Source organism: Companilactobacillus suantsaicola (assembly GCF_004745525.1).
In the GTDB taxonomy this organism is placed as follows: Bacteria; Bacillota; Bacilli; order Lactobacillales; family Lactobacillaceae; genus Companilactobacillus; species Companilactobacillus suantsaicola.
In genome coordinates this window covers 1-23,658 of sequence record NZ_RKLY01000006.1, presented here as the reverse complement: position 1 = coordinate 23,658, position 23,658 = coordinate 1, and the positions used below count along the sequence as shown (strand labels likewise).

24 protein-coding genes and 1 pseudogene are annotated in these 23,658 nt (G+C 36.0%); 22 read left to right on the top strand and 3 right to left on the bottom strand.

Annotated features, from left to right (window positions below; translation table 11 throughout):
- Positions 1–2: 2 nt before the first annotated feature.
- The 7 genes from EGT49_RS03270 to EGT49_RS03235 all read left to right on the top strand — a co-directional run bounded on the left by EGT49_RS03270 (position 3) and on the right by EGT49_RS03235 (position 7,832).
- A complete protein-coding gene (locus EGT49_RS03270) occupies positions 3–1,100 on the top strand; it encodes a nucleotidyltransferase (RefSeq protein ID WP_135371534.1) in 1,098 nt (365 codons plus the stop codon).
- Positions 1,100–1,651 (top strand): YceD family protein, encoded by a 552-nt coding sequence (locus EGT49_RS03265; protein WP_135371533.1) that lies wholly within the window; start codon positions 1,100–1,102, stop codon positions 1,649–1,651. The genes EGT49_RS03270 and EGT49_RS03265 overlap by 1 nt, the downstream gene beginning before the upstream one ends.
- Before the next feature lie 123 nt (positions 1,652–1,774).
- The gene (gene gndA, locus EGT49_RS03260) at positions 1,775–3,196 is read left to right on the top strand and encodes an NADP-dependent phosphogluconate dehydrogenase (RefSeq protein WP_135371532.1); all 1,422 of its coding nucleotides are present in this window, start codon (positions 1,775–1,777) and stop codon (positions 3,194–3,196) included.
- Between the two features lie 197 nt (positions 3,197–3,393).
- Positions 3,394–4,080: a response regulator transcription factor gene (locus tag EGT49_RS03255; protein WP_135371531.1), complete on the top strand. Its 687-nt coding sequence runs from the start codon at positions 3,394–3,396 to the stop codon at positions 4,078–4,080.
- On the top strand, positions 4,077–5,162 hold the full coding sequence (locus EGT49_RS03250; RefSeq protein ID WP_135371530.1) for a sensor histidine kinase: 1,086 nt from the start codon (positions 4,077–4,079) through the stop codon (positions 5,160–5,162). Before EGT49_RS03255 ends, EGT49_RS03250 begins: the two co-directional genes overlap by 4 nt.
- 690 nt (positions 5,163–5,852) lie before the next feature.
- Complete coding sequence (locus EGT49_RS03245) at positions 5,853–6,599, top strand: HAD-IIB family hydrolase (RefSeq protein ID WP_135371529.1); 747 nt, start codon at positions 5,853–5,855, stop codon at positions 6,597–6,599.
- Between the two features lie 324 nt (positions 6,600–6,923).
- Positions 6,924–7,832 (top strand): hypothetical protein, encoded by a 909-nt coding sequence (locus EGT49_RS03235; RefSeq protein WP_135371528.1) that lies wholly within the window; start codon positions 6,924–6,926, stop codon positions 7,830–7,832.
- 403 nt (positions 7,833–8,235) lie between these two features.
- On the opposite strand, the gene yidC is transcribed toward EGT49_RS03235, so the two are convergent.
- Both yidC and EGT49_RS03225 read right to left on the bottom strand, forming a co-directional pair.
- On the bottom strand, positions 8,236–9,216 hold the full coding sequence (yidC, locus tag EGT49_RS03230) for a membrane protein insertase YidC (protein WP_135371527.1): 981 nt from the start codon (positions 9,214–9,216) through the stop codon (positions 8,236–8,238).
- 58 nt (positions 9,217–9,274) lie between these two features.
- Positions 9,275–9,550 (bottom strand): acylphosphatase, encoded by a 276-nt coding sequence (locus EGT49_RS03225; protein ID WP_135371526.1) that lies wholly within the window; start codon positions 9,548–9,550, stop codon positions 9,275–9,277.
- A 65-nt stretch (positions 9,551–9,615) separates the two neighbouring features.
- Here EGT49_RS03225 and EGT49_RS03220 point away from each other — a divergent pair, with 65 nt between their 5' ends.
- From EGT49_RS03220 to EGT49_RS03160, 13 genes are all read left to right on the top strand, one after another.
- Entirely contained in the window at positions 9,616–10,377 is a 762-nt protein-coding gene (locus tag EGT49_RS03220) for a TrmH family RNA methyltransferase (protein WP_135371525.1), read from the top strand.
- Positions 10,378–10,672: 295 nt separating this feature from the next.
- Complete coding sequence (pheS, locus tag EGT49_RS03215; RefSeq protein WP_135371524.1) at positions 10,673–11,719, top strand: phenylalanine--tRNA ligase subunit alpha; 1,047 nt, start codon at positions 10,673–10,675, stop codon at positions 11,717–11,719.
- A gap of 4 nt (positions 11,720–11,723) precedes the next feature.
- Positions 11,724–14,126, top strand: coding sequence for a phenylalanine--tRNA ligase subunit beta (pheT, locus tag EGT49_RS03210; RefSeq protein ID WP_135371523.1), 2,403 nt, complete (start codon positions 11,724–11,726; stop codon positions 14,124–14,126).
- Between the two features lie 53 nt (positions 14,127–14,179).
- Complete coding sequence (gene mltG, locus EGT49_RS03205; protein ID WP_135371522.1) at positions 14,180–15,328, top strand: endolytic transglycosylase MltG; 1,149 nt, start codon at positions 14,180–14,182, stop codon at positions 15,326–15,328.
- A gap of 104 nt (positions 15,329–15,432) precedes the next feature.
- Positions 15,433–15,909 carry a transcription elongation factor GreA gene (gene greA, locus EGT49_RS03200; protein ID WP_135371521.1) on the top strand — a complete coding sequence of 159 codons (477 nt, stop codon included), beginning with the start codon at positions 15,433–15,435 and terminating at the stop codon, positions 15,907–15,909.
- A gap of 50 nt (positions 15,910–15,959) precedes the next feature.
- Entirely contained in the window at positions 15,960–16,256 is a 297-nt protein-coding gene (locus EGT49_RS03195) for a HesB/YadR/YfhF family protein (protein ID WP_135371520.1), read from the top strand.
- 24 nt (positions 16,257–16,280) lie between these two features.
- A complete protein-coding gene (locus EGT49_RS03190; protein WP_135371519.1) occupies positions 16,281–18,389 on the top strand; it encodes a peptidoglycan D,D-transpeptidase FtsI family protein in 2,109 nt (702 codons plus the stop codon).
- An 88-nt stretch (positions 18,390–18,477) separates the two neighbouring features.
- Positions 18,478–18,627 (top strand): 50S ribosomal protein L33, encoded by a 150-nt coding sequence (rpmG, locus tag EGT49_RS03185; RefSeq protein ID WP_083477753.1) that lies wholly within the window; start codon positions 18,478–18,480, stop codon positions 18,625–18,627.
- A gap of 53 nt (positions 18,628–18,680) precedes the next feature.
- Positions 18,681–19,238 carry a 5-formyltetrahydrofolate cyclo-ligase gene (locus EGT49_RS03180; protein WP_135371518.1) on the top strand — a complete coding sequence of 186 codons (558 nt, stop codon included), beginning with the start codon at positions 18,681–18,683 and terminating at the stop codon, positions 19,236–19,238.
- Positions 19,231–19,902, top strand: coding sequence for a rhomboid family intramembrane serine protease (locus EGT49_RS03175; protein WP_246013790.1), 672 nt, complete (start codon positions 19,231–19,233; stop codon positions 19,900–19,902). Before EGT49_RS03180 ends, EGT49_RS03175 begins: the two co-directional genes overlap by 8 nt.
- On the top strand, positions 19,895–20,128 hold the full coding sequence (locus tag EGT49_RS03170) for a YqgQ family protein (protein WP_135371516.1): 234 nt from the start codon (positions 19,895–19,897) through the stop codon (positions 20,126–20,128). Before EGT49_RS03175 ends, EGT49_RS03170 begins: the two co-directional genes overlap by 8 nt.
- Positions 20,125–21,087, top strand: a complete 963-nt coding sequence (locus EGT49_RS03165) for an ROK family glucokinase (RefSeq protein ID WP_135371515.1) — start codon at positions 20,125–20,127, stop codon at positions 21,085–21,087. Before EGT49_RS03170 ends, EGT49_RS03165 begins: the two co-directional genes overlap by 4 nt.
- A 12-nt stretch (positions 21,088–21,099) precedes the next feature.
- Positions 21,100–21,507 (top strand): rhodanese-like domain-containing protein, encoded by a 408-nt coding sequence (locus EGT49_RS03160; RefSeq protein WP_135371514.1) that lies wholly within the window; start codon positions 21,100–21,102, stop codon positions 21,505–21,507.
- Between the two features lie 39 nt (positions 21,508–21,546).
- Here the strand turns inward: EGT49_RS03160 and EGT49_RS03155 are convergent, their stop codons facing one another.
- Entirely contained in the window at positions 21,547–22,566 is a 1,020-nt protein-coding gene (locus tag EGT49_RS03155; protein WP_167849738.1) for a LacI family DNA-binding transcriptional regulator, read from the bottom strand.
- Positions 22,567–22,846: 280 nt separating this feature from the next.
- Here EGT49_RS03155 and EGT49_RS03150 point away from each other — a divergent pair, with 280 nt between their 5' ends.
- Entirely contained in the window at positions 22,847–23,260 is a 414-nt protein-coding gene (locus EGT49_RS03150) for an RbsD/FucU family protein (protein ID WP_135371512.1), read from the top strand.
- Positions 23,261–23,289: 29 nt separating this feature from the next.
- Positions 23,290–23,541: pseudogene (locus EGT49_RS03145) on the top strand (SIS domain-containing protein); the annotation flags it as partial.
- Positions 23,542–23,658 lie beyond the last annotated feature (117 nt).

The following is a 23,658-nucleotide window of genomic DNA, read 5'->3' as shown; positions in this document are numbered from 1 at the left end:
TTATGAGAGTTTACGGTTTTATCGCTGAATTCAATCCATTTCACAATGGACATAAGTTATTTATTGATAAAATTAAACAAAAATATCATCCCGATGTTTTAATTGCCGTTATGTCCGGTAATTTTGTACAACGGGGTGATTTTGCCGTCTTAGATAAGTGGCAGCGAGCTAAAATTGCGATTGAAAATGGTGTCGACTTAGTAATTGAATTGCCATTTGCTTATGCAGTTCAGCCGGCGCAATACTTTGCTAGTGGCGCGATCAAGTTGTTGAATGCTTTATCAGTTGATAAAATTGTCTTTGGCTCAGAGTCGGACCTTGATTTTCAAGCTTTAGCCAATAAATCTTTGCAATTAGATGGAAAATTTCAACAAGACTATTCTCAAAGTTCAGCGACCAATTTGACAGACTTTTATCGTTATAACGGACTGGTTGTGACACATGACCCTAACCAGTTATTAGGGTTGAATTACGCTCGTTCAATTGTTGAGAATCACTATGATATTGGGATTGAAACGATTATTCGCAAGCGTGATGACTATAGTGCCACGTCGATCCGTCAACTTTTTTCTGAACAAAAAGATTTTTCAGATTTAGTTCCATCAGAAACTTGGTCGGCTTTTCAAAAAGAGCGCTCGGTTTCTTGGGATGATTTTTTTAACTATTTAAAATTTCAGATTCTAAGTCATTCTGAAACTGAATTACGACAAGATTATCAGATGGTTGAGGGCTTAGAATATAAATTAAAAAAAGAGCTTGATTCGAGTCAGAATTTCACAGAATTCATTGAACGGGTCAAATCAAAGCGTTATACTATGGCCCGACTCAGACGTTTAATGATTTACACTTTGTTAAATGTTAAGGAGTCGGAAATTAAAAATGTTTATCAAAACCCTTATTTGCGGGTCTTAGGCTTTGACCAAGTTGGACAGAAGTATTTGAATTTCTTAAAACAAAATGATCAAACCTTTATCACGCGAGTAGGGAAAAAAGAAAAAACTGCTTTGGAATTAGAACTACGGGCGGATTCGATTCGTCAGCTGGTTGATTTTTCTGAGCAGAATTTTGGAAGAATACCTTATATGAAAGGGGTACGTTAATGCTAAATTGGGATGTTCAAGATGTTCGTCGTTACAAAGACAAGCCTTTTGAATTTAAAGAAACACTAGATTTAACTAAGGAGATGCAAAATCGTACGGACGAAATTTTAAAAATTGCGCCAGTCGAAGTTGCAGGTCAACTATTCAATGATCATGGGTTAGTTATTTCTGATGTTAAAGTCGAGACAACCTTGACGGTGCCTTCAACACGTAGCTTGTTACCAGTGGAATTACCAATTAACATTAGAATCAATGAAGCATATAATATTGATAATGTTTCGGATGAAGAATTGGAAGATTACAATGTTGTAATTCCAATTGACGATGATAATCCAACTATCAATGTTTATGAATCGATCATTGATAATATTTTGTTGAGTATACCAACTAAAGTTTTGACTGAAAAAGAAGAGGCTGAAAACATCATGCCTTCAGGGAAAAACTGGAGTGTTATTTCAGAGGATGAATTCAACAAGCAAAAAGAAGAAGAACATGTTAATCCAGAATTTGCTAAATTAAAGAATCTTTTTAATGACGACAAACAGGATTAAACAATTTTCCTACATTTTTTTATATTTTTATACAAAAATTTGATTAAAAAGGAGCTTTTATGCGCTCCTTTTTTATTTTTTTGTTAAACTTAGTATGTGAACAAAAATCGGAGGTAATTATTAATGGCAAAACCACAAATTGGTGTTATTGGTATGGCTGTTATGGGAAAGAATCTTGCCCTAAACATTGAAAGTCGTGGATATGAAGTTGCTATCTACAACCGTACAGGTTCAAAGACTAAAGCAGTTGTTGAGGAACATCCAGAAAAGAAATTAGTTCCAAGTTATACAATTGAGGACTTTGTAAATTCACTAGAAAAACCTCGTCGTATTTTGATGATGGTTAAAGCTGGTGCAGGTACAGATGCCGTTATCAAGCAATTATTGCCTTTACTAGATAAAGGTGATGTTTTGATCGATGGTGGTAACACCTTCTTTGAAGATACAATTAAACGTAGCGAACAATTAGATAAGTCAGGAATCAACTTTATCGGAATGGGTGTATCTGGTGGTGAACTAGGTGCCTTGAACGGTCCTTCATTGATGCCTGGTGGTCAAAAGGAAGCTTACGACTTGGTTGCTCCTATTTTGGAACAAATTTCGGCTAAAGCTGACGAAGATGGTGCTCCATGTGTTACATATATCGGACCAAACGGTGCTGGTCACTATGTAAAGATGGTTCACAACGGTATCGAATATGGTGATATGGAATTGATCTCCGAAAGTTACAACATGTTGAAACATTTGTACAACAATGACGTTGAAAAGATTGCTGATGTCTTCAACGATTGGAACAAAGGTGAACTTTCAAGTTATTTGATCGATATCACTGCTAAGATCCTAACTAGAAAAGACGATGAAGGTTCAGACGATTATATCGTTAACAAGATTCTTGACCGTGCTGGTAACAAAGGTACTGGTAAATGGAGTTCACAAAGTGCTTTGGAATTAGGTGTTCCACAATCACTTATCACTGAATCAGTTTACTCACGTTACATCTCCGCTTACAAAGACGAACGTGTTAAAGCAAGTAAAGTATTGCCTGCTCCTACAAATGTACCTGATGTTAATAAAGAAGAATTAGTTGAAAAAATCCGTAAGGCATTGTACTTCAGTAAGATCATTAGTTATGCACAAGGATTTGCTCAAATGAAAGCTGCTTCTGATCATTATGATTGGGATCTACAATACGGTAGCATTGCTCAAATCTGGCGTGCTGGTTGTATCATTCGTGCTCAATTCTTACAAAAGATTACTGATGCTTATGACGAAGATCCAAAACTAGATAACTTATTGTTGAACGATTACTTCAAGAAGATTATTGAAGAATATCAATCAGATGTACGTGACGTTGTTAGCTATGCAGTCCAAGCAGGTATTCCTGTTTCTGGCTTTATGGCTGCCGTTTCATACTACGATCAATATCGTTCAGAAGTTCTTCCTGCAAATATGATCCAAGCACAAAGAGATTACTTCGGTGCTCATACTTATGAGAGAAATGACAAGCCAGGAATCTTCCATTATACTTGGTATAAGGAACAATAATTGGAATAATTATTTCAAATTGGGGCGAATTATTCGCCTCTTTTTTATTTTCTAAAAAAATAAAAATAAAAGCTTGTCTTCTTTTAATTTTTGCTATATGTTAAAATCATTAGTGCATTGCCAAACCGATGGCAAATTCAAATTAATGATTAAGCAATAATTAAAGATAATTTAATATTTATGTATGGGAGAAAAGTATGGCTAAAATACTTGTTATTGAAGACGAAGAGAACATGGCAAAATTTGTTCAACTTGAACTTCAACATGAAAATTACGAAGTAACCGTTGAAAGAGACGGTCGCACTGGACTAGATGCAGCACTATCAGAAGACTGGGATTTAATCTTACTTGATTTGATGTTGCCAGAATTAAATGGTATCGAAGTATGTCGACGTGTTCGCCAAGAAAAGAACACACCAATCATTATGATGACTGCCCGTGATTCAATCATTGATCGTGTTTCTGGTTTGGATCATGGCGCTGACGATTATATCGTAAAGCCATTTGCTATTGAAGAATTGTTGGCTCGAATTCGGGCTTTGTTGAGACGAATTGATTTAGATATCGATGTAACGAGAAATAATGATCAAGTTCTCAAGTATAAGAATTTGGTGATTGACAAGACTACTCAAACTCTAAAGCGTAACGGTGAAGTGATCGATTTAACACGTCGTGAATATGATCTATTGAGCGTTTTGATGGAGAATGTTGGAACTGTTCTTAGTCGTGATGACTTGTTAGAACGTGTTTGGGGTACTGGTTCATCAACTGAAACTAACGTTGTCGACGTTTATATTAAGTATCTAAGAAATAAAATTGATCGTGCTGGTGCACCAAGTTATATTTCAACCGTTCGTGGTAAAGGATATGTGATGAGACGATGAGAATTTCCATTAGATTCAAGTGGACAGCAATAATTTCAATCGTTATTTTGATGGCTTACATTTTTGTGGCTGTCTTGGCGATGCGAACCGTTCAACACGTGGCATCTGTGAATGAGATCAATACTTTTACTACGAAATTGGTCGTTGGTGGGGTAGTAGTTTTCATACTTGGTGTCTTGTTAAGCTTTTTTGCGGTGACATCAGTTTTGAATGATTTGAAAAAAATCAATAAGACCATTGATGACCTGAATAAAAAGCCTGACTCCGATTCACGAATCAAACTCCGGAAACGTAATGATGAAGTGTATGATTTGACAGTCAACATCAATAAGATGCTCGATAGAATGCAGGCCTATACCAATCAACAAAAAGAATTTGTTGAAGACGTTTCTCACGAATTGAGAACACCGGTCGCAGTGTTGGAAGGACATTTAAGTATGTTGCAACGCTGGGGCAAAGATGATCCGGAAGTTTTGAATGATTCAATCAACTCATCTTTACAAGAGTTGAAACGAATGCAGTCATTGATCCAGGAAATGTTAGATTTAACGCGAGTTGAACAAATTGACAGTGCTTATTTGGAGCAAACGACTGAAGTGAAGTCTTTGTTTACTCAAGTTTATAATGACTTTAAAATGTTGCATCCAGATTTTGTGATCAATTTTGATGATGATATCCGTGAGGGTAGTAAAGTTAGAATTTATCGAAATCACCTGGAGCAAGTTTTAGTTATTTTGTTGGATAATGCCTTTAAATATTCAACTGAACGCAAAGAAATCAATTTTGCGGCTTCAACTAATTCAGCTTTGCTAGAAGTGGTTGTGCAAGATTATGGCTTAGGAATCGCAAAAAACGACCTTAAACGGATTTTTAATCGTTTTTATAGAGTTGACAAAGCACGCTCTAGAAAACGTGGAGGTAACGGATTAGGGCTTTCTATCGCTAAACGCTTGATTGAAATATATCATGGCAGTTTGGAAGTCGAAAGTGTTGTAGGTTCAGGAACAGTCTTTAAGATTGAACTACCACTAGTTCAAGAAGATGAAAAAGACGATGAAAATGAAACAAAGAAAAATGACTAAAAAGTAGATCTTAATTTTGTTGATCTACTTTTTTTGGCTGTTTGGGACACATGATTTGGGTGATGGGGTGCCCTTTATCACATATGTCACTAAGGTAAATGGAAAAAGCAAAGAGTACTTGGTGGGTTATCCCAAGGGATTGAATGGCCTATCTATATACTCGGTTTAATCCGGGTAAATACCAGTTGTACTGCCCGATGTGGACGCTAAAGAAGACGCAAGATTACGTTAAGTAGTTTTTGCCAACCTGTTACAGTTAGTATGGTGTGGCTTTGCGGAAACTACATGGGGGTTATGTGAATCAGGGATAGTAACCTGAAAAACAGGTATGAAAAATGGCAATATTAGTGAAAACTGAAGAAGTTCGCCGACTTCTTAGCAGAGTTGGTGGGTGTTTTCTATACTCCTATGCCCCATTGTGGAGGCGTTCCGGCCTAGCTGGATGTTGAACACTGTAGCATTTCAGAATGTGCTGGATAACGAGCACGTGTTTGTCCAAAATAATAAGTTTCTGAAGACACAATGGCCAAATCAAGTTGTTGTGTCTTTTCTGTTATTAAATCGGTTTCTATTGCAACACCAAAATTAAAGATAGTCTTTTAATACTATTACATGTATACTCAATCTTATCTATTACTGGAAAAAGTGAGATTACTGGACACTCGCTGAATTTCATCTAAGGAGTTTATCATGAATTTTGTTTTTGATATTGATGGTACGTTAAGCTTTGATGGTCGGACCATCGCCCCAGCCATTACACAGGTGTTAACCAACTTAATTCGAGATCACCACAAAGTTGCCTTTGCGTCTGCCCGACCAATTCGTGATTTACTGCCCATTATCCCAGGACTTGACCAGCAGCCCTTAATTGGTGGTAACGGTGTTATGACCCAGGTTTCTGGAAAGTTAAGTGTGCTCCAACCATTACCACCGATTGCTGTTCAACAGTTGAAGCAGCTCATAGAAAGGCACCACTTGGATTATGTTATGGACGGCACGTGGAATTATGCTTGTCATGTTTCCAATGATAACCCAATTTTACGTCAACTTGACCCCCAACGATTAGCCCAACGTCAGTCATTAGCTTCCTTAAATGATCCAGTTAAAGTTATTTTACTAAACCTAGCTCCGGCGTTGCGCGCAAAGATCAAACGATTACTCATAACACTAAATCTAGTCGTCATTGAGCATAGTGGTGAAGGCAGTTTAGATATCACCGCTCAAGGTATTAATAAGGCCCACGCCTTGGCCGACATTGGTTTCGAACACTATATTGCTTTTGGCAATGATGAAAACGACCGGAACATGTTAGCTTGTGCTCAGCAAGCAGTTTGGGTCACGAGTAAACCCGAATTGACCCCCGTTTCCCAAGCAATAACGTGTCCACCAGATGCCACAGCCATTGCAAAACTAATTTTAAACTTAAGCCAACGCTAGGCTTGGGGTAAAGCCATCGTTAGTTTAGTGGTTGTTGATAGGAATCAGTTAGAACTTGGCCGCACGATGGAGCATCACGAATCTTGAAGCGACGACTGGTGAACCAGTGATTGACGACTTCGATGACGAGTTAAACATGACAAACAAGGTTAAGTTGGGCAAGTAATTCCCTAACTTGATATGAGCCGCTCTCTGTGTAGGGGCGGTTTTTTTGTGAAAAAAATGACACCAGTGGTCACTAATTGGGCACTTTTATCGTACAACCCTTTTTTTTCGTTGTTGTAAAGGGTATATTATTATTAATCTTATTAGGGGGGAAGCGCCTTGAAAAAACTCAGATTATTGATCTTACTAGCGCTAGTTCTAGTCGTCAGTGGCTGTTCAAAAGTCAGCACCAGTAGTGATGAAAAAACAATATTAACTAATGAGACTACCAATAAGACTGTAGAATATGTAAATTTAAGTGATTCAGAAAAAAATGAAATGACTTTTCAATTCACGAGAAATAGTTCAGCTTCAAACGTCGATTTGAAAGTGATCAATCGGACAAATAAAAATGTTGGCTTAGTATTTTCCGATATTATGCTAGTGCACGGACAAAATGATAAAACTAGTGCCTCAAAACGCGGTAAAATTTCAATTAAATCAAATAGCACTAAAAATATTAAAGGATTGTTCACGAATCTTTCGGCAACAAATTTTCAAACGGTCGGATTATTTGAGTATCGAAACAGTAAAAATAAATTAGCATACAGTGAAACTAGTAAGTTAGTGTCACGCTCATCAAATTTGACGAATACGACTTTGAAAAAATCTTATAAGTCGAAAACCAAGAAAAAAGAAACAGAGTCTGATGATAAAAAAGAAGAAACCGATGAAACTGAGGCAAATGCTTCAAGTGAACCTGATACTACTTCGGATACAGAAAATGATTCAAGTAACAATTCCGAAGCTGATTCAAGTACAACACAAACAAATGATAGTAGTTCCACTAGCGTAAACAGTTCACAAGACGCTATCAATTTAATCAAGAGTCAAAATCAATCCAGTGATAGTAATTACTCAGTAGTCATCAATCACTCAAGCGGAAGCACTGATACAGTTAAAGATAAAAATGGCGATTCAGTTTATTGGATACGTGGAAATTCCGGGGATTCAAACTCAGGCAATAGTGGGGATGATTGGACAATTTATCCAAATGGCTATGTAGTTCATTCCAAACCATCGATGTAGTCGAGCTTAAGCTTCGAATATGGTTCTATTTAACTCATATTTAAATCTAAAATTAAATAAAGAAGCTGAACTAATGCGATTTGCATTAATACAGCTTCTTTTTTATCGTCACAATACACCAAACAACTTTGAAGAGAATTACTATTCTTAAAATATTAGAAAGAAATAAATCATAGATTCACTATTCAGTCTGGAGCAGCAAACTCGATTTGGCTCAAATGTGAAATTTCAGTTAGTGCTTTAGCACTTACTGAAAGGCCGAGCTTGGAAATGCCGCGTTCTTTGCGGTAGGTTCAAGTCGTGCCCACATTGTTCCGGCCAAAATCGAGTTTGTTGCGGAAGACGGCATATTACCACCTACAAAAAAAGCTGAGAAATCAAATTCGATTTTTCAGCTTTTTATTTACTTTTTGTTTTGTTGTTGTCTCTTCTTGTTTAATTCACGAATACTTTCATGGAATTCTTGTTTTTCAGCTTGTTTAGCACTGTTGGCAGGAGAAACACTGCTATTACCACCGAGAATACCATCGAGCATCTCTTGAGTAACGACGACCTTAACAGGGTTCTTAGAAAGTTCCTCATCAGTTTTCTTTCTGATCTTAGGAGTAATAACGAAGTTAGTGATCAATTGTTGAATTACAATTACAACACCACCAACTAAGAAGTAAAGACCTAAGGCAGCTGTAGAAATCATTGAAATGAAGAATGTCATCATTGGACTCATGAGAATCATCGTTTGCATTTGTTTCCTTTGTTCAGGAGCAACGATTTGTAAGGACATCCAACCTTGAACTACATAGAATAAAGTAGCCACGATAGCAATTAAAATACTTGGTTTACCAAGAGGAATACTCATGAATGTTGCAGTACCGATTTGTTTAGAATATTGTACGGCTTGATAAATACCAACCAGAATTGGCATTTGTAGTAGTAGTGGTAAACAGCCCATACCACCGGTCAAACTCAAATTATTCTTTTTATAAACATCCATCATCAGAGCACTGATTTGTTGTTGTGCTGCAGGATCTTTGGCCTTTTTTTGAGCTTTTTGAATCAGCTTCAATTGAGGTTGTACAGCACGCATTTTTTCTTGTTGTGTTGTGGACTTGTATTGTTGATTTAATGACAACGGTACAAGCACGATACGAACAATGAAGGAAATGATGACGATTCCCCAAGCATAAGCGTTAGTCCCACCAATTGTTTGCGCTGTCTTGAGAATTAAATTTTGAAACGGAGTTCCAAGCCATTTATAGATAAATCCGTATGGCCCACTAGTTGGAGCGTGTAAATTCGTTGTTGATTGCGCACACCCCGTCAAAACTAGTGTCAGTACGATAGCTAGTGACAGTACTGATAGATATTTGACGTATTTTTTCTTCAATTAAATAAACCACCCTTTTAATGTATATACAGTAATATACGTTAACTAATTTGACGTTTCAACCAATCACGGTGAATTTCTTGTAATGTTGCAAGTCGTCAGAAAAAGTATAGTCCAATTTGTTAACTTTTCCAAAGGGTGATGGTGAAGATTTAACCCGATTTAAGAAAATATAAAGAATTTTTTGTTCAGCTTCGGCCTCAATTGAGACTGAACCGTCTAACTCATTCTTGATTGTACCTGTGACGCCTAAATCGACAGCTACTTGCAGGGTTGAATAACGAAAACCGACACCCTGAACTAAACCGTCGACATTAATCGAAAGATGTTTCACTACTGATCACCTCAAATCATCTAATGTGTTAATATTTATATTATAGAACAAGAGGGATGGGACTTATGAAATATATTGAATCTAAAAAAAATGATGAAATCAAGCAATTAAAGAAATTAGCATTAACTAAAAATATTCGTAAAACAGGAACCTATGTCGTAGAAGGCTTCCATCTAGTACGTGAAGCTGATCAATACGAACAAGAATTTGTAAAACTATTGGTTACTGAAAAGTATACTGAAGACCGTCTAGTTAAGAAATATCACGACATTGCCGTTTCCATTTCTGAAGATGTAGCTAAAGAATTATCAGAAACGAAAACACCTCAAGGAATCTTTGCCGTCCTAAAAGTTAATAACACTGATAAAATTTCAGCAATTAATGGTAAATGGGTCATGTTGGATGATGTTCAAGACCCAGGTAATGTTGGTACGATTATTCGTACAGCAGACGCTGCCGGTTACGACGGTGTAATCACAAGTTTAGATACTGCTGATTTCTATCAACCAAAAGTTCAACGTTCCATGCAAGGAAGTCAATTCCACCTACCAATTTATCGAATGAATATTAATGATGCAATAACTTTGGCTAAAGAATCTGATTTAACGATTTATGGATCAGAAGTTAACGATCAAGCTAAACCATACAATGAATTGGCTAAGAAAGATAAATTTGCTTTGATCATGGGAAATGAAGCTCACGGCGTTAGTCAAGACGTCTTAAACCAAGCCGATGAAAATATTTATATTCCAATCCTTGGTCAAGCTGAATCACTCAATGTGGCTGTGGCTGCCGGAGTCTTGATGTATGGATTACAAACTTTGTAAAAACTTGCGAAACTTTTGAGATTTTGTATAATTAACCATATGAAAATAAAATTAAACTTTGATGAAAAATAGTAATCACGAATTTCATGACAGGAAGAGTCGATAACTGAGAAGACTTAATGAATGAAATGATGAATTCACTTTCTGAGTTTAAAAGTTGGTCACTATATAACCGCTTGAGTGCATGTCTTTTACATGAACTAGGGTGGTACCGCGAGTCCTCGTCCCTTATTTTGGGATGAGGATTTTTTTAGTGCTCAAAATCTTCGAAAATAAAGCAGTGCAGGAGGAAAATATGTCATTAGATGATAAGTTAAAAAGCTTGAGAGAAAATGGTATCGATGAAGCAAAACGTGCCGAAAAACTTCAAGAATTAAATGATTTACGAGTAAATTTGTTAGGTAAGAAAGGCCCGATTACTAAGGCCTTACGTGGAATGAAAGATGTTCCTGCTGAAAAGCGTCCAGAAATTGGTACTTTAGCTAACAATGTTAAAAATGATATTCAAGCAGCCATTGAAGAAAAAATGACTGAATTAAATGAAAAACTAGTTGCTCATCAACTAGAAGAAGAAAAAATTGACGTTACATTACCTGCAACTAAGCAAGTTCAAGGTACAAAACATATTTTGAACCAGACAATCGAAGATATTGAACAATTCTTTATCGGCTTAGGTTACGAAGTGGCTCCAGGTTATGAAGTTGAAGAAGATCACTACAACTTTGAAAGATTGAATATCCCTAAGGATCATCCAGCCCGTGATATGCAAGATACTTTCTATTTGTCAGATGAATTGTTGATGAGAACTCAAACTTCTGCCCAAGAAGGTCGTGATATGGAAGCTCATGACTTTTCTAAAGGTCCTTTGAAGATGATCTCACCAGGTGTTGTTTATCGTCGTGATGATGATGATGCCACTCATTCACATCAATTCCACCAAATTGAAGGCCTAGTAGTTGATAAAAATATCAGTATGGCTGATCTTAAAGGAACACTAGAAGCACTTTGTCGCCACGTCTTTGGTGATGAACGTGAAATTCGCTTTAGACCAAGTTACTTCCCATTCACTGAGCCTTCGGTTGAAGTTGACGTTTCTTGTTTCAACTGTGGTGGTAAAGGTTGCCGTATTTGTAAATACACTGGATGGATCGAAGTTTTAGGTGCTGGTCTTACTCATCCTAATGTTTTGAAAATGTCAGGAATTGATCCTAATGAATACAGTGGAATGGCATTTGGTCTTGGACCAGAACGTTTTGCCATGCTTAAATATGGAATCAATGATATTCGTGATTTCTACTTAAATGACGTCAGATTCCTAGAACAATTCAAAGGAGTAAATTAAGAAAATGAAAATTTCGATTGATTGGTTAAAAGAATACATCCCTGTTACTCATACAGTGGAGGAAATGGCTGATAAAATTTCTTTGACAGGTATCGAATCAGGTCCCGTCAAATTAGGTGAAGAGTTAACTGGCTTAGTAGTTGGACATATCACTAGCGTGACACCACATCCGGATTCAGACCATTTAAAAGTTTGCCAAGTTGATGTTGGTGAAGATGAAGATATTCAAATCGTCTGTGGTGCTCCTAATGTGGCCAAAGATCAATACGTTATCGTGGCAAAACACGGATCACACTTGCCAAATGGCGTTAGAATCAAGCGTGGTAAATTACGTGGTCAAGAGTCAAATGGGATGATCTGTGGTCTTGATGAAGTTGGAGTTCCCGCACAATACATGCCTAAGGAATTTGAAAATGGTATTTATGTTTTCGACCAACCAGAAACACCAGGTCAAGAAGTTTACGACTTATTAGGTTTAAAGGATCAAATGATCGATATTGACATCACACCTAACCGTGCTGACACTTTGGGTATGCGTGGGGCTGCTTGGGAAATTGGTGCTACTTACGATGAAAAACCTAGTTTTAAAAAGCCTGAATTAGATGATACTAAGGTCAAGGATTCAAATAATCTGTCAGTTAAGGTTGAAGAAAAAGCTTTAGTACCTGACTATCTAGTTCGTGAATTAAAAGACATTACTGTTGGTAAGAGTCCTCTTTGGGTTCAAAGAAGACTTTGGAATCAAGGCATTCGTCCAGTAAACAGTGTGATCGATGCGGCTAATTATGTGATGATCGAATATGGTCAACCAATCCAAGCTTATGATTTAGATAAATTAGCAGGTGAATTGACTGTAAAGAAAGCCCATGATGGTGATAAATTACAATTAGTCGATGAAGATAAGGTCTTGAATCACAATGACTTAGTCGTTACTTCAGGTGACAAAATACTAGGCTTAGCAGGAATCGTTAATGGCAAACTAGCGAGTGTTGATGAAAATACTAAGAATGTTGTGCTTGAAGCTGGCGTCTTTGATGGTGCTAGTGTTAGAAAGGCAGCTCAAAGACATGACCTTCGAGATGATGCTTCTAACCGTTTTGAAAAAGGTGTTGATAACGGCATCGTTTCCGAAGCTTTGGTTCGTGCAACTTCATTAGTCGATCAATTCAGTACAGCTAAAGAAATTTCCAAGGAAATCGTTGGTAATTATACTAAAGCAGAACCAACTGTCATCGACGGTAGTATCAAGCATATCAATCATTTGATGGGCTTGAATCTTTCAACTGATGAAATCGTTAAGATTTTAGATCGACTTGGTTTTGAAAGTGAAGTAACAGGTGATAAGTTAACTGTCACAGTTCCAACTCGTCGTTGGGATATGGCAATTGAAGCCGATGTCGTTGAAGAAGTAAATCGTATTTACGGTTATGAAAACTTACCAAATACTTTGCCTGCCGGTATGGAAACTCGTGGCGGATACAGTAAGAAGCGTGAGTTCAGTAATAAGTTACGCGATGTTTTGTTGGGTGAAGGGATGGATGAAGTTATCAACTATTCACTTTTGAGCAAAAAAGAAGTTGATGATTTTAATACAATTCATTCTGAATATACTAAACTATTGCACCCAATGACTGAAGACCACGAATATCTTCGCAACAGCTTAATTCCTGGACTAGTTCGTAATGTGGCTTATAATCAAGCTCGTAATGAAAATGATCTTGGCATTTTTGAACAAGCTAGAATCTTTAACCGTGAAAAAGGTGTTGCTCGTCCAGAAGAAGTTGAATACATTGGTGGAGCAGTTAGTGGAAATGTTGTCAATGGTTCTTGGAATACGAAAGCTCAAAAGACTGATTTTTATTATCTCAAGGGTATCGTTGACGAATTATTGAGTTTCACTAACGCTGATGCAAAATTTGAATATATCGCAACTAGTGACTATACCAATTTACATCCTGGTCAAACAGCCAAGATTTTGGCAAATGGTCAAGTTGTTGGTTTGATTGGGAAACTACATCCTAAGTATCAAAAGAGTCAAAGTGTTGATGATACGTTTGTTTTTGAATTAAACATCGATGCTTTATTCGACTTGAATCCTAGAAATGTTCAATCACAAAGTGCCCCTAAGTATCCAAGTATCAGTCGTGACCTTGCTATTTTAGTTAAGAGTGATGTCCAAAATGGCGAAATCATCGACGATATTTATGCTAATGGTGGCAAATACTTGAACAATGTAACTATTTTTGATGTTTATGAAGGTAAAAATATTAAGACCAACTATAAATCACTGGCATACCATTTAGAGTTTTTGAACCCTAATGATACGTTGACTGATGAGGAAGTTGAAAAAGCATTCTCTCTAGTTAAAGACAGTTTAGTTCAAAAATTTAATGTGGAAATTAGATAATTATTCCGTAACTAATGGTATAATTCTAATAAATTAACTCGGGAGGCTGTGTCTTGAGCCAAAAGGATGAAAAAAAAGAAGCATTAAAGCAAGAGTCGGATGACAAAATCAAAACTCGCGCCAATGAACGTTCAGTAGCAAACCATATTGCTTACTGGATTGTTGGTGTGATTGCTGTTTTGGCAGTTGTCGTGGCGATAATTGGCTTTAATTATGTGAATAGCTCACTCCAACCATATAATGCGAATAGCAAAGAGGATATTGTCGTCAATATTCCAGTTGGTTCTTCAAGTAAAGATATTGCGAAAAAATTGGAAAAAGATAAGGTTATTAAGAGTGCCACTGTTTTCAATTTTTACATAAAAGCGCAAAATTATACTAATTTTCAAGCTGGATATTACACATTCAAACAGTCTTGGGATTTGAGTTCAATTGTTAAACAGCTACAAAAGGGTGGTAGTGCTCAACCAACCGGAACAGCATCAAATACGGTGTTAGTTCGTGAAGGTGTTACAATTGATCAGATTGGGACTCAGATTGCTAAGAGTACTAAGTATTCGAAGAAACAATTCTTAGCTTTAATGAAAGATGAAAAGTATATGAAAGAACTTCAAAAGAAGTATCCTCAATTACTTGATTCAACTATGAAGCAAAAGAATGTTCGTTATCATTTGGAAGGTTACTTGTTCCCAGCAACTTATAATGTTTATAAAGGTTTTAGTTTGAAAGAAATTGTTAACCAAATGGTTGAAAAGGAAAATGATGAATTAACACCTTATTATTCAACTATTAAGGAAAAGGGTTATACAGTTCAAGATATCTTGACGTTAGCTTCACTAGTCGAGCGAGAAGGTGTCACAAAGACTGATCGTAAAAAGATTGCCGGTGTCTTCTTTAACCGTTTGGCTATCGATATGCCATTACAATCAGATATTTCAGTTATGTATGCTCTAAATACCCATAAGACTAAATTAACTAATAAAGATACTAGTGTAAAATCACCTTATAACTTGTATAAGAATACTGGTTTTGGACCTGGACCTTTCAATACTCCAAGTCTTCAGTCAATCGAGGCTACATTGAATCCATCAGATAGAAGTCAAAACTATCTCTACTTCTATGCAAACTTGAAGACAGGTAAAGTTACATATTCACACACACTTGCTGAACATGAGAGTGGTTATGCAAGTACCGGACAATAAGGTATAATTGAATAATAATAAAATGTCATCTAGTCTTGGTTGATTAGATGACATTTTAAAATTAGAATATAAATAAATGATTTTGAAACGAGGAAGTTATAAAAATGGCAGATAAAAGTTATCCTATGACAGCTGAAGGAAAGAAAAAGCTGGAAGAAGAATTGGAAAATCTAAAGAAAGTTAAACGTCCAGAAGTTATCAATCGGATTAAGATTGCTAGAAGTTTTGGTGATTTATCGGAAAATTCTGAATACACTTCTGCTAAGGATGAACAAAGTGTCGTTGAGTCACGTATTTCAACTATTATTGACATGCTTCATTATGCCAATGTTATTGATACTGATGAAGTAGCTAGCGATGAAATTTCAATCGGTAAGAAAGTAACTGTTCAAGAAGACGGCGAAGAACCTGACGTTTATACTATCGTTGGTGCTGCTGAATCAGATCCTGATGCAGGTAAGATTTCAAATGATTCACCAATTGCAAAAGCTTTGATTGGCAAACGTGTTGGTGACGTTGTAACGGTTGAAACGCCAGTTGGTAGCTATGATTTGACTGTTAAGTCCGTTGAAGTTGCGTAATGAATACGTTTTCTGTTATGTTTACCGTATAAAATATTGAGGTGAATGTTATGAAAATAGAATTGACGGATGAAGCAACAAAGTGGTTTGAAGAAGAATTAGACTTGGTACCTGGGGATGGGATCCATTTCTATGGCAAGGTCTATGGTAAAACAATGGTTCATGAGGGCTTTTCAATTGCTATGCGTAAGGAAAAACCAGTGAATCCAGAGTCCAGTACAGTGATCAATGGAATCACTTATTTCATTACTGACAGTGATACTTGGTTTTTTGAGAGATATGACTTGTTAGTGGAATATGATCCTAAACTTGATGGACCAAAATATATTTTTAAATCTAATGAATAACTATTCGCTTTTTTGAAGGATAATATGAGAAGAATACTAGATATAATCAAGAAGAGAACAGGTAGTCAGGCACGGTCTACCATTCCATTTAGGTTAAACTTGCTGTTCTTTATCGTCTTTGTCTTATTTGCAATGTTGGTTGGTCAATTAGCATATCTCCAAATAGTTTATGGTGGTAAGTTCCAGGCTGAGGTTGATCGAACAGACAAGACAGAAATGACAGGCAGTGTTCCACGTGGAATGATTTATGATTCAAAAGGTAGACTCTTGGTGGGTAATTCAACCGAAAATGCTATCACATATACTAAAAGTGGTAGTGTCAAGTCGAGTGATATCTATCAAATCGTTAACCGACTAACCAAATATTTAACAGTTGAAACAACAAATTTGAGTAGTCGAGACAAAGCTGACTACATTTTAGCCGAACCTGGTATGTCGACTAAGGTTACGAAACAAATGCCTAAGTCATATCGAGTTGACTCAAATGGGGATGCTCTGACGGCTAATAAAATTTACGCCAATGAAGTTAAATATATCGAAAAACAAGGTATTCATTTGAATGATAAAGACCTTCAAAGGGCAACTTTATTCAAAAAAATGAGTTCGGCCTATTCGCTTTCAACAGTTTTTTTGAAAGATAAGGATCTAACCGCTCGAGAAATTGCTGAAGTTAGTGAACATTTAACAGAATTGCCCGGTGTAAGTATTGGTAGTAACTGGGAAAGAGAGTATCCACAAGGTAAATCAATCGAAAGTATCATTGGTGGGGTATCAACTGAGCAACAAGGTATTCCTGACAGTGAATTGAACACGATGTTAGCTTCTGGATATTCTCGAAATGATCGTGTCGGAACTAGTTACCTAGAAAAGAGTTATGAATCAATTCTTTCTGGTACTAAGAGTATCCGTGACGTTCAAGTTGGTTCAAATAATCAAATTAAGAAGAGTAAAGTCGTATATAAGGGCCAAAAAGGTGGAAACCTTAATTTAACGATTGATTCGAAGTTCCAAAAGCAAGTTCAAAGTGCTTTGGAAGAACAGTATAGTGCTGCTAAATCAGCTGGTATTACTCAATATTCTGATGGTGCTTACGTCGTTGCAATGAATCCAAAGACCGGGGCAGTTTTGGCCATGGCAGGAATTCACAATAATCCGCAAACGGGTAAGACGACTGAAGATGCTTTAGGTGTTATCAACCGAACCTTTGTTATGGGTTCTGCAGTTAAGGGTGCCACAGTTTTAGGTGCGATGATGGATGGCGTTATTTCACCATCAAATAACACTTTAGCTGATAATCCAATTTACTTACCAGGTACACCAGTTAAGAAATCTGTTTACCCAATTGGTACATTTAGCAGTTTGAGTGCGGTTCAAGCCTTACAATTTTCATCTAATGAGTACATGATGGCTCTGGCAATGAAAGAAGCTAATGCAAAATATACGCCACATTCATATATTCATATGGATTCAGACATTTTCTCAAAATTGAGAGGTTACTTTAATCAATTTGGACTAGGTGTCAAAACAGGTATTGATATTTCTGGTGAAACAACTGGTATCGAAGGTGCCACAACTAATAGTGATGGTGCGTTAAAGACTGGTTCAGCACTGGATTTGTCTTATGGTAACTACGATGCCTATACGTTGATTGAAATGGCTCAATATATTTCCACGATTGCTAACGGTGGCTATCGAATGAAACCATACGTTGTTCAATCAATTCAAAAGACTGAAAATGATGGGACTAAAGGTGCACTAACATCAGTTACGAAGCCTTCCATCTTGAACAAGGTTGGTTTTACCCAAGATGAGTTGAATGTCGTTAGAAAAGGTATGTATGCGGCTGTTCATGGTAGTGGTTATTGGACAACAGCAACGCGTCTAGCTGATATTTCACCTTCTGTTGCTGCTAAAACTGGTACAGCTCAATCTTTCTATTACAATCCAGAAAATCCTTCCACAGATCCACCAGAAACGATTACCACAAGTTTGGTAACGTTTGGACCTTATGAAGATCCTAATATTGCGATGGCTATCGTCTTTCCTAATCTAACTTCTGAAAAGGGAAGTTATGCCCAATTACTTGCAAAACAGATCTATACGGACTACTTTAAACTTACAGGACAGAAATAATCCTAATTTGACCTTTTAAAATATCCGAAAAAATGATATATTTAATTAGTTGAATTTAGTTAAGTATTTATGAAAGGATGTTCCTAAAATGAGAGTTAATATAACATTGGAATGTACTTCATGTCATGAACGTACATATCTAACAAACAAGAGCAAACGTAACAATCCTGATCGTCTTGAACTTAAGAAGTATTGTCCACGCGAACGTACTGTTACATTGCATCGTGAAACAAAATAAACAACAGGTTAAAATCCCTGTTGTTTTTTTTTACTAGGACTGGGAGTGATTAGTTGGATAAAGTAAGCTTTAGAAAAAAGCAGATCGATTTAGTCAGTCAGTTTATGAAATCTGATAAGGCTCAAAAAGAGATCAATAATATTTATTTTCAGCTTTTTAACGATTTAGATTTTCAAAATGCTCCGACTATTGGAATTACTTTGAGTATGAATGATGAAATACCAACTTTTCCAATTATCAATCAAGCTTTTGAAATGGGTAAGGAAGTCTATGTTCCAAAAACTTTTCCAGATTATTCAATGACTTTTGTTAAATATACTAAAGACACTGAATTGACTGAAAATAATTTTGGTGTTAGAGAACCTAAAGAATATGACAACAATTTAATGGATCCACCGGATCTGTTGATTGTTCCTGGATTGGCTTTTTCGGCTGATAAGAATCGTTTAGGTTTTGGTGCCGGTTATTTTGACCGTTACTTGGCTAAATTTCCTACTAAAACGTTAGCTTTGGCTTTGTCACAGCAATATTATTCCCAAACTCCATGGCCGGTTTATGTTTTAGATAAGCCAGTCGATAAGATTATCACTTCGGGTAATGAAAATGTTTAATAGACGAAGTAACGCATATGTGACATGGATTCTTTTAATTATTACCATTGCGGTTTTTCTTCTTGAAACGTTAATGGGTGGCTCACAAAACATTAATACATTAATGATGTTAGGTGCAAAGACTAATAATAGTATTCAAATTGGTCAGTGGTGGAGATTATTTACACCGATATTTTTACATATTGGCATCTTCCATATTTTCATGAATGGGTTTACACTGTTATATGTTGGTCAAATATTGGAACCCATGGTTGGTCATTGGCGCTTTTTAGTAATTTATCTCTTGAGTGGTATTACTGGTAATTTGGCTAGTTTTGCTTTTGGGGACAGTAATGCTATTTCAGCTGGTGCTAGTACTTCCTTATTCGGAATGTTTGCGGCCTTTTTGGCATTAGCTATGATTTATCGTGAGAATCGTTTTTTAACTGAATTGGGAAAAAGCTTTCTAGGATTGATCGTAATTAATTTGTTGATGGACCTGACAATGTCAGGGATTGATATTTGGGGTCACCTCGGTGGTGCTGTTGGTGGGTTCTTGCTAGCATATGCTTTGAGTCTACCTAGTATCAAGCGTCCAAAAATTTACATTCGGATATTGGCTTTAGTATTAGTTGTAGCTGTTTCTTACTATATGTATACAAAAGGTATGATAGTTTATGGATGATAGAATGAGTTTTACGACTCTTTATGACGTTCAACAACTGCTGAAAAGATTTGGAACCTATGTCCATGTTGGTAAACGCATTTGGGATATAGAATTAATGTTCATAGAAGTTAAACGCTTGTATGAGAGTCAAATGATCGACAAAAAGACTTTTATTAGTGCTCAATTGGTCTTAAAACGCGAGCATAGAAAAGAAGAAGAGAAAGAAAAGGACAGATCAAAGTGACAGAGAAAAAGTTAATCGGTGTTGACCTTGGTGGTACAACAATTAAATTTGCTATTCTTACTAATAAAGGTGAGATTCAACAAAAATGGAGTATTGAAACAAATATTCTTTCAGATGGACAATTGATTATTCCTGATATCATTGATTCAATCAATCATCACATTAAGATGTACGATATGAATATCGATCAATTTGACGGAATTGGTTTAGGTTCACCTGGTACAATTGATCATGAAAGAGGTACGATCAAAGGTGCTTTTAACCTTAACTGGACTGACGAAGTTTACCCAGTTCGCGATATTCAAAAAGGTACAGGTCTTCCTGTCGTAATTGAAAATGATGCTAACGTTGCAGCACTTGGTGAAAGATGGCAAGGTGCTGGTAATAATGCTGACGATGTTGTTTTCGTAACACTTGGAACAGGTGTTGGTGGTGGTATCATCGCTAACGGTAAGTTGATTCAAGGTCAAAACGGTGCTGCTGGTGAAATTGGCCACGTTACAGTTGATCCTAATGGATTTATGTGTACATGTGGTAAGAGAGGTTGTCTAGAAACAATCGCTTCAGCAACTGGTATCGTTCGTGTTGCTAGAGACCGTGCATCAGAATACGCTGGTAGTTCAGAACTTAAAGCTATGCTTGATGATGGACAAGATATCTCAGCCAAAGATGTTTTCGATTTAGCTAAGAAAGACGACGATTTGGCACTTATAGTTGCTGATTACGTTTGTGATTCACTTGGATTTGTTCTTGGTAACATCGCCAATACTTTAAATCCTAAATATATCGTTATCGGTGGTGGCGTTTCAGCTGCTGGTGAATTCTTGTTGAACAAAGTTGATAAAGCTATGCGTGCTAACGAATTTGCTACTATCAAAGATTCAACTGAATTAAGACTTGCTAGTCTTGGTAACGGTGCTGGTGTTATTGGTGCAGCTTCATTGATTAAAGTTGATTAGGGGTTTGTGTTAATGCAAGTATTAAATGCAGTTTTGTATGTTATTGTCATTGGTTTCATAGTTTATTGGGTAGGATCTTGGTTGTACTACTGGTATAAAGGTAGACAAATGGGTGGCTCAATTGACCAAAAGACTTTTGAAAAAACAATGAGAAAAGCTCAAATTGTTGATTTGAGAGAAAAAAATGCATTCGATGCAAAACATATCCTTGGAGCAAGAAACCTCCCATATACGCAATTAAAGTACAATGAGAGCGAATTGCGTCCAGATCTTCCAGTTTATTTGTATGGAGATAGTAAGAATATTTGTGTTCGTACTGCAATTAAATTAACAAAGAAGTATGGCTTTACTGACGTTAAGTGGTTAGAGGACCGTTTTAGCGATTGGGAAGGTCAAACTAAAAAGACTACTAAATTATAAAAAAATGCTGTGTCAGATTAATTTCTGCACAGCATTTTTTTATTTGATTTTTTTTACAGAATTTCCCAGTAAAAAAGAATTAGCAATGAAATCATTACTGATAGTTGCAGTTGGATCATCAGCTAGTTGATCAATATTTTTGAAGATTAATTCAACCATTGAGTCAATATTTTGTTTAATACAAGTTACATTTGGTTGAATGATATCCTGTAATTCAATTTGGCCAAAGGAAACAATTGATAAATCATTAGGAATTGAGATACTTAGCTCTTTTGCGGCTTTAATTAAGCCTAGAGTCATTAAATTATTTGAACTGAAAATAGCAGTGTAGGGCTGAATGTTATGTTGATTTCTTTTTAAGAATTTAGTGATATTTTCATATGCCATTTCTTCTTTGTACAATCCTTCTATTAAACTTTCGTTTGAAAATGTTAAGTGGTTTTCTACCAAAGCTGCTCGAAATCCAAACAAACGCTCTTGTGAAGTGGTCGCCTTTTGGGTTCCAGTAATAAATGCAATTTTAGAATGTCCCCGGGTGATTAAATATTCAGTCAATTTTTTAGCTTCTTTAAAATCATCGCTACCAACGAACGGAAAATCGCTTACTCCGATATTCCGATCAATTATTATTACGTTAATGCCATTATTTTTTATAGTTCGAAGTAGTTCAGCGTTCTTACTAACTGGAGAAATGATAATGAAGTCTACACCCTTATCGATGAGTGTCTCTAAAATTTTACATTCTTTTTGCTCAGATTCATCAGTGTTACAGACTAAAAGACTGTAATTTCTTTTAAAAAGGCCGTCATCCAAAGCTTTAGCAATTTTGGAATAGTAAGGATTATTAATATCTGCAACGACTAAACCAATAATATTAGTTTTATTAGTTCGAAGATTTCTCGCTACAGAATTTCGAGTAAAGTGTAATTTATTGATAGCTTCTAAGATAGTTTCTTTGGTCTGCTTTTTTACGGGGTAATTTCCATTCAGTACTCTTGAAACTGTCGAAATTGAATATCCAGATAAATCAGAAACATCTTTTATTGTAGCTTTTTTCATCAGATACCTTCTGTGAATACGTTTATACGAAGATAATATCATAATTAGAAAAAATCATCATTTTATTTACTAGAAATAGAAAAATCTAGGTGGTCATAACGTCTATCTAACAGTATTGACAGCGCTTACATAAGATAGTAAATTCTGGATTGTAAAAAAGAAAACGTTTTCTATAAGAATTGATTGATTTGTTAAAAAACCACGGAAATTAAACGAATTAATGATTTAAATTTATTACTTTAATAGAAAACGATTTCTAGATTTAAGGAGATACATAAAAATGTTAACAACTACTTTATTACATCCAGCAATTTTAAGAGCAATCGCAAACTGTGGACACGGAGATAAAATATTGATCACAGACGGTAATTATCCATTAGACTCTGACGTCAATGATGCAACTGAAAAAATATATTTAGCTTTGAAGCCTGATTTACCAAAAGTAACGGATGTTTTGGAAACTTTAAATACGCAAATAAATTTTGAAAAAGCCGAAGTAATGACACCAGGTGAAGGTGAACAACCAGAAATTTATGGTGAGTTTAAACAAATTTTAGGAATAAACGAATTATCAAAACTCGGTAGACAGGAATTTTATGATGCTTGTAAGAAAACTACTAATTTGAAACTAGGGATTAATACTGGCGAGACCCGTGTCTTTGCAAATATTTTATTAACAGTTGGAGTGAGATAAAACTTCAAAAGGAGAAAATCATGGAAGCTATAAATGTTTTTGAGAAAGTAATGGACGAAGAAGCAGAAGCTATTATTGATGTTAAAAACTTTATTAGTCACAATCAAGAAAACTATTTGCAGATTGTTAGTCGTTTATTAGATTTAAAAGGACACTTAATTTTTATGGGTGTTGGCAAATCTGGTCATATTGGTAAAAAGTTAGCAGCAACATTTGCAAGTACTGGGACCCCATCATTTTTTGTTCATGCTACAGAAGCCATGCATGGTGATTTAGGGATGTAAGCAGTAAATAACCGACCGTATTCTCTCGGTCCACAATAAGCGATATGATTACCTCATCAAAATAAATGGTGAGGTATTTTTAATGGACGAAAAGCCGGATATTGTAAAAGTTCA

Coding starts and splice junctions, on each gene's coding strand:
- EGT49_RS03155 (WP_167849738.1), bottom strand. CDS start 22,566: ATGAAAAAAGCTACAATAAAAGATGTTTCTGATTTATCTGGATATTCA.
- rpmG (WP_083477753.1), top strand. CDS start 18,478: ATGAGAGTTAATATAACATTGGAATGTACTTCATGTCATGAACGTACA.
- EGT49_RS03245 (WP_135371529.1), top strand. CDS start 5,853: ATGAATTTTGTTTTTGATATTGATGGTACGTTAAGCTTTGATGGTCGG.
- EGT49_RS03270 (WP_135371534.1), top strand. CDS start 3: ATGAGAGTTTACGGTTTTATCGCTGAATTCAATCCATTTCACAATGGA.
- EGT49_RS03160 (WP_135371514.1), top strand. CDS start 21,100: ATGCAAGTATTAAATGCAGTTTTGTATGTTATTGTCATTGGTTTCATA.
- pheS (WP_135371524.1), top strand. CDS start 10,673: ATGTCATTAGATGATAAGTTAAAAAGCTTGAGAGAAAATGGTATCGAT.
- EGT49_RS03250 (WP_135371530.1), top strand. CDS start 4,077: ATGAGAATTTCCATTAGATTCAAGTGGACAGCAATAATTTCAATCGTT.
- EGT49_RS03265 (WP_135371533.1), top strand. CDS start 1,100: ATGCTAAATTGGGATGTTCAAGATGTTCGTCGTTACAAAGACAAGCCT.
- EGT49_RS03170 (WP_135371516.1), top strand. CDS start 19,895: ATGGATGATAGAATGAGTTTTACGACTCTTTATGACGTTCAACAACTG.
- EGT49_RS03195 (WP_135371520.1), top strand. CDS start 15,960: ATGAAAATAGAATTGACGGATGAAGCAACAAAGTGGTTTGAAGAAGAA.
- EGT49_RS03190 (WP_135371519.1), top strand. CDS start 16,281: ATGAGAAGAATACTAGATATAATCAAGAAGAGAACAGGTAGTCAGGCA.
- gndA (WP_135371532.1), top strand. CDS start 1,775: ATGGCAAAACCACAAATTGGTGTTATTGGTATGGCTGTTATGGGAAAG.
- pheT (WP_135371523.1), top strand. CDS start 11,724: ATGAAAATTTCGATTGATTGGTTAAAAGAATACATCCCTGTTACTCAT.
- EGT49_RS03255 (WP_135371531.1), top strand. CDS start 3,394: ATGGCTAAAATACTTGTTATTGAAGACGAAGAGAACATGGCAAAATTT.
- EGT49_RS03220 (WP_135371525.1), top strand. CDS start 9,616: ATGAAATATATTGAATCTAAAAAAAATGATGAAATCAAGCAATTAAAG.
- greA (WP_135371521.1), top strand. CDS start 15,433: ATGGCAGATAAAAGTTATCCTATGACAGCTGAAGGAAAGAAAAAGCTG.
- EGT49_RS03150 (WP_135371512.1), top strand. CDS start 22,847: ATGTTAACAACTACTTTATTACATCCAGCAATTTTAAGAGCAATCGCA.
- EGT49_RS03175 (WP_246013790.1), top strand. CDS start 19,231: ATGTTTAATAGACGAAGTAACGCATATGTGACATGGATTCTTTTAATT.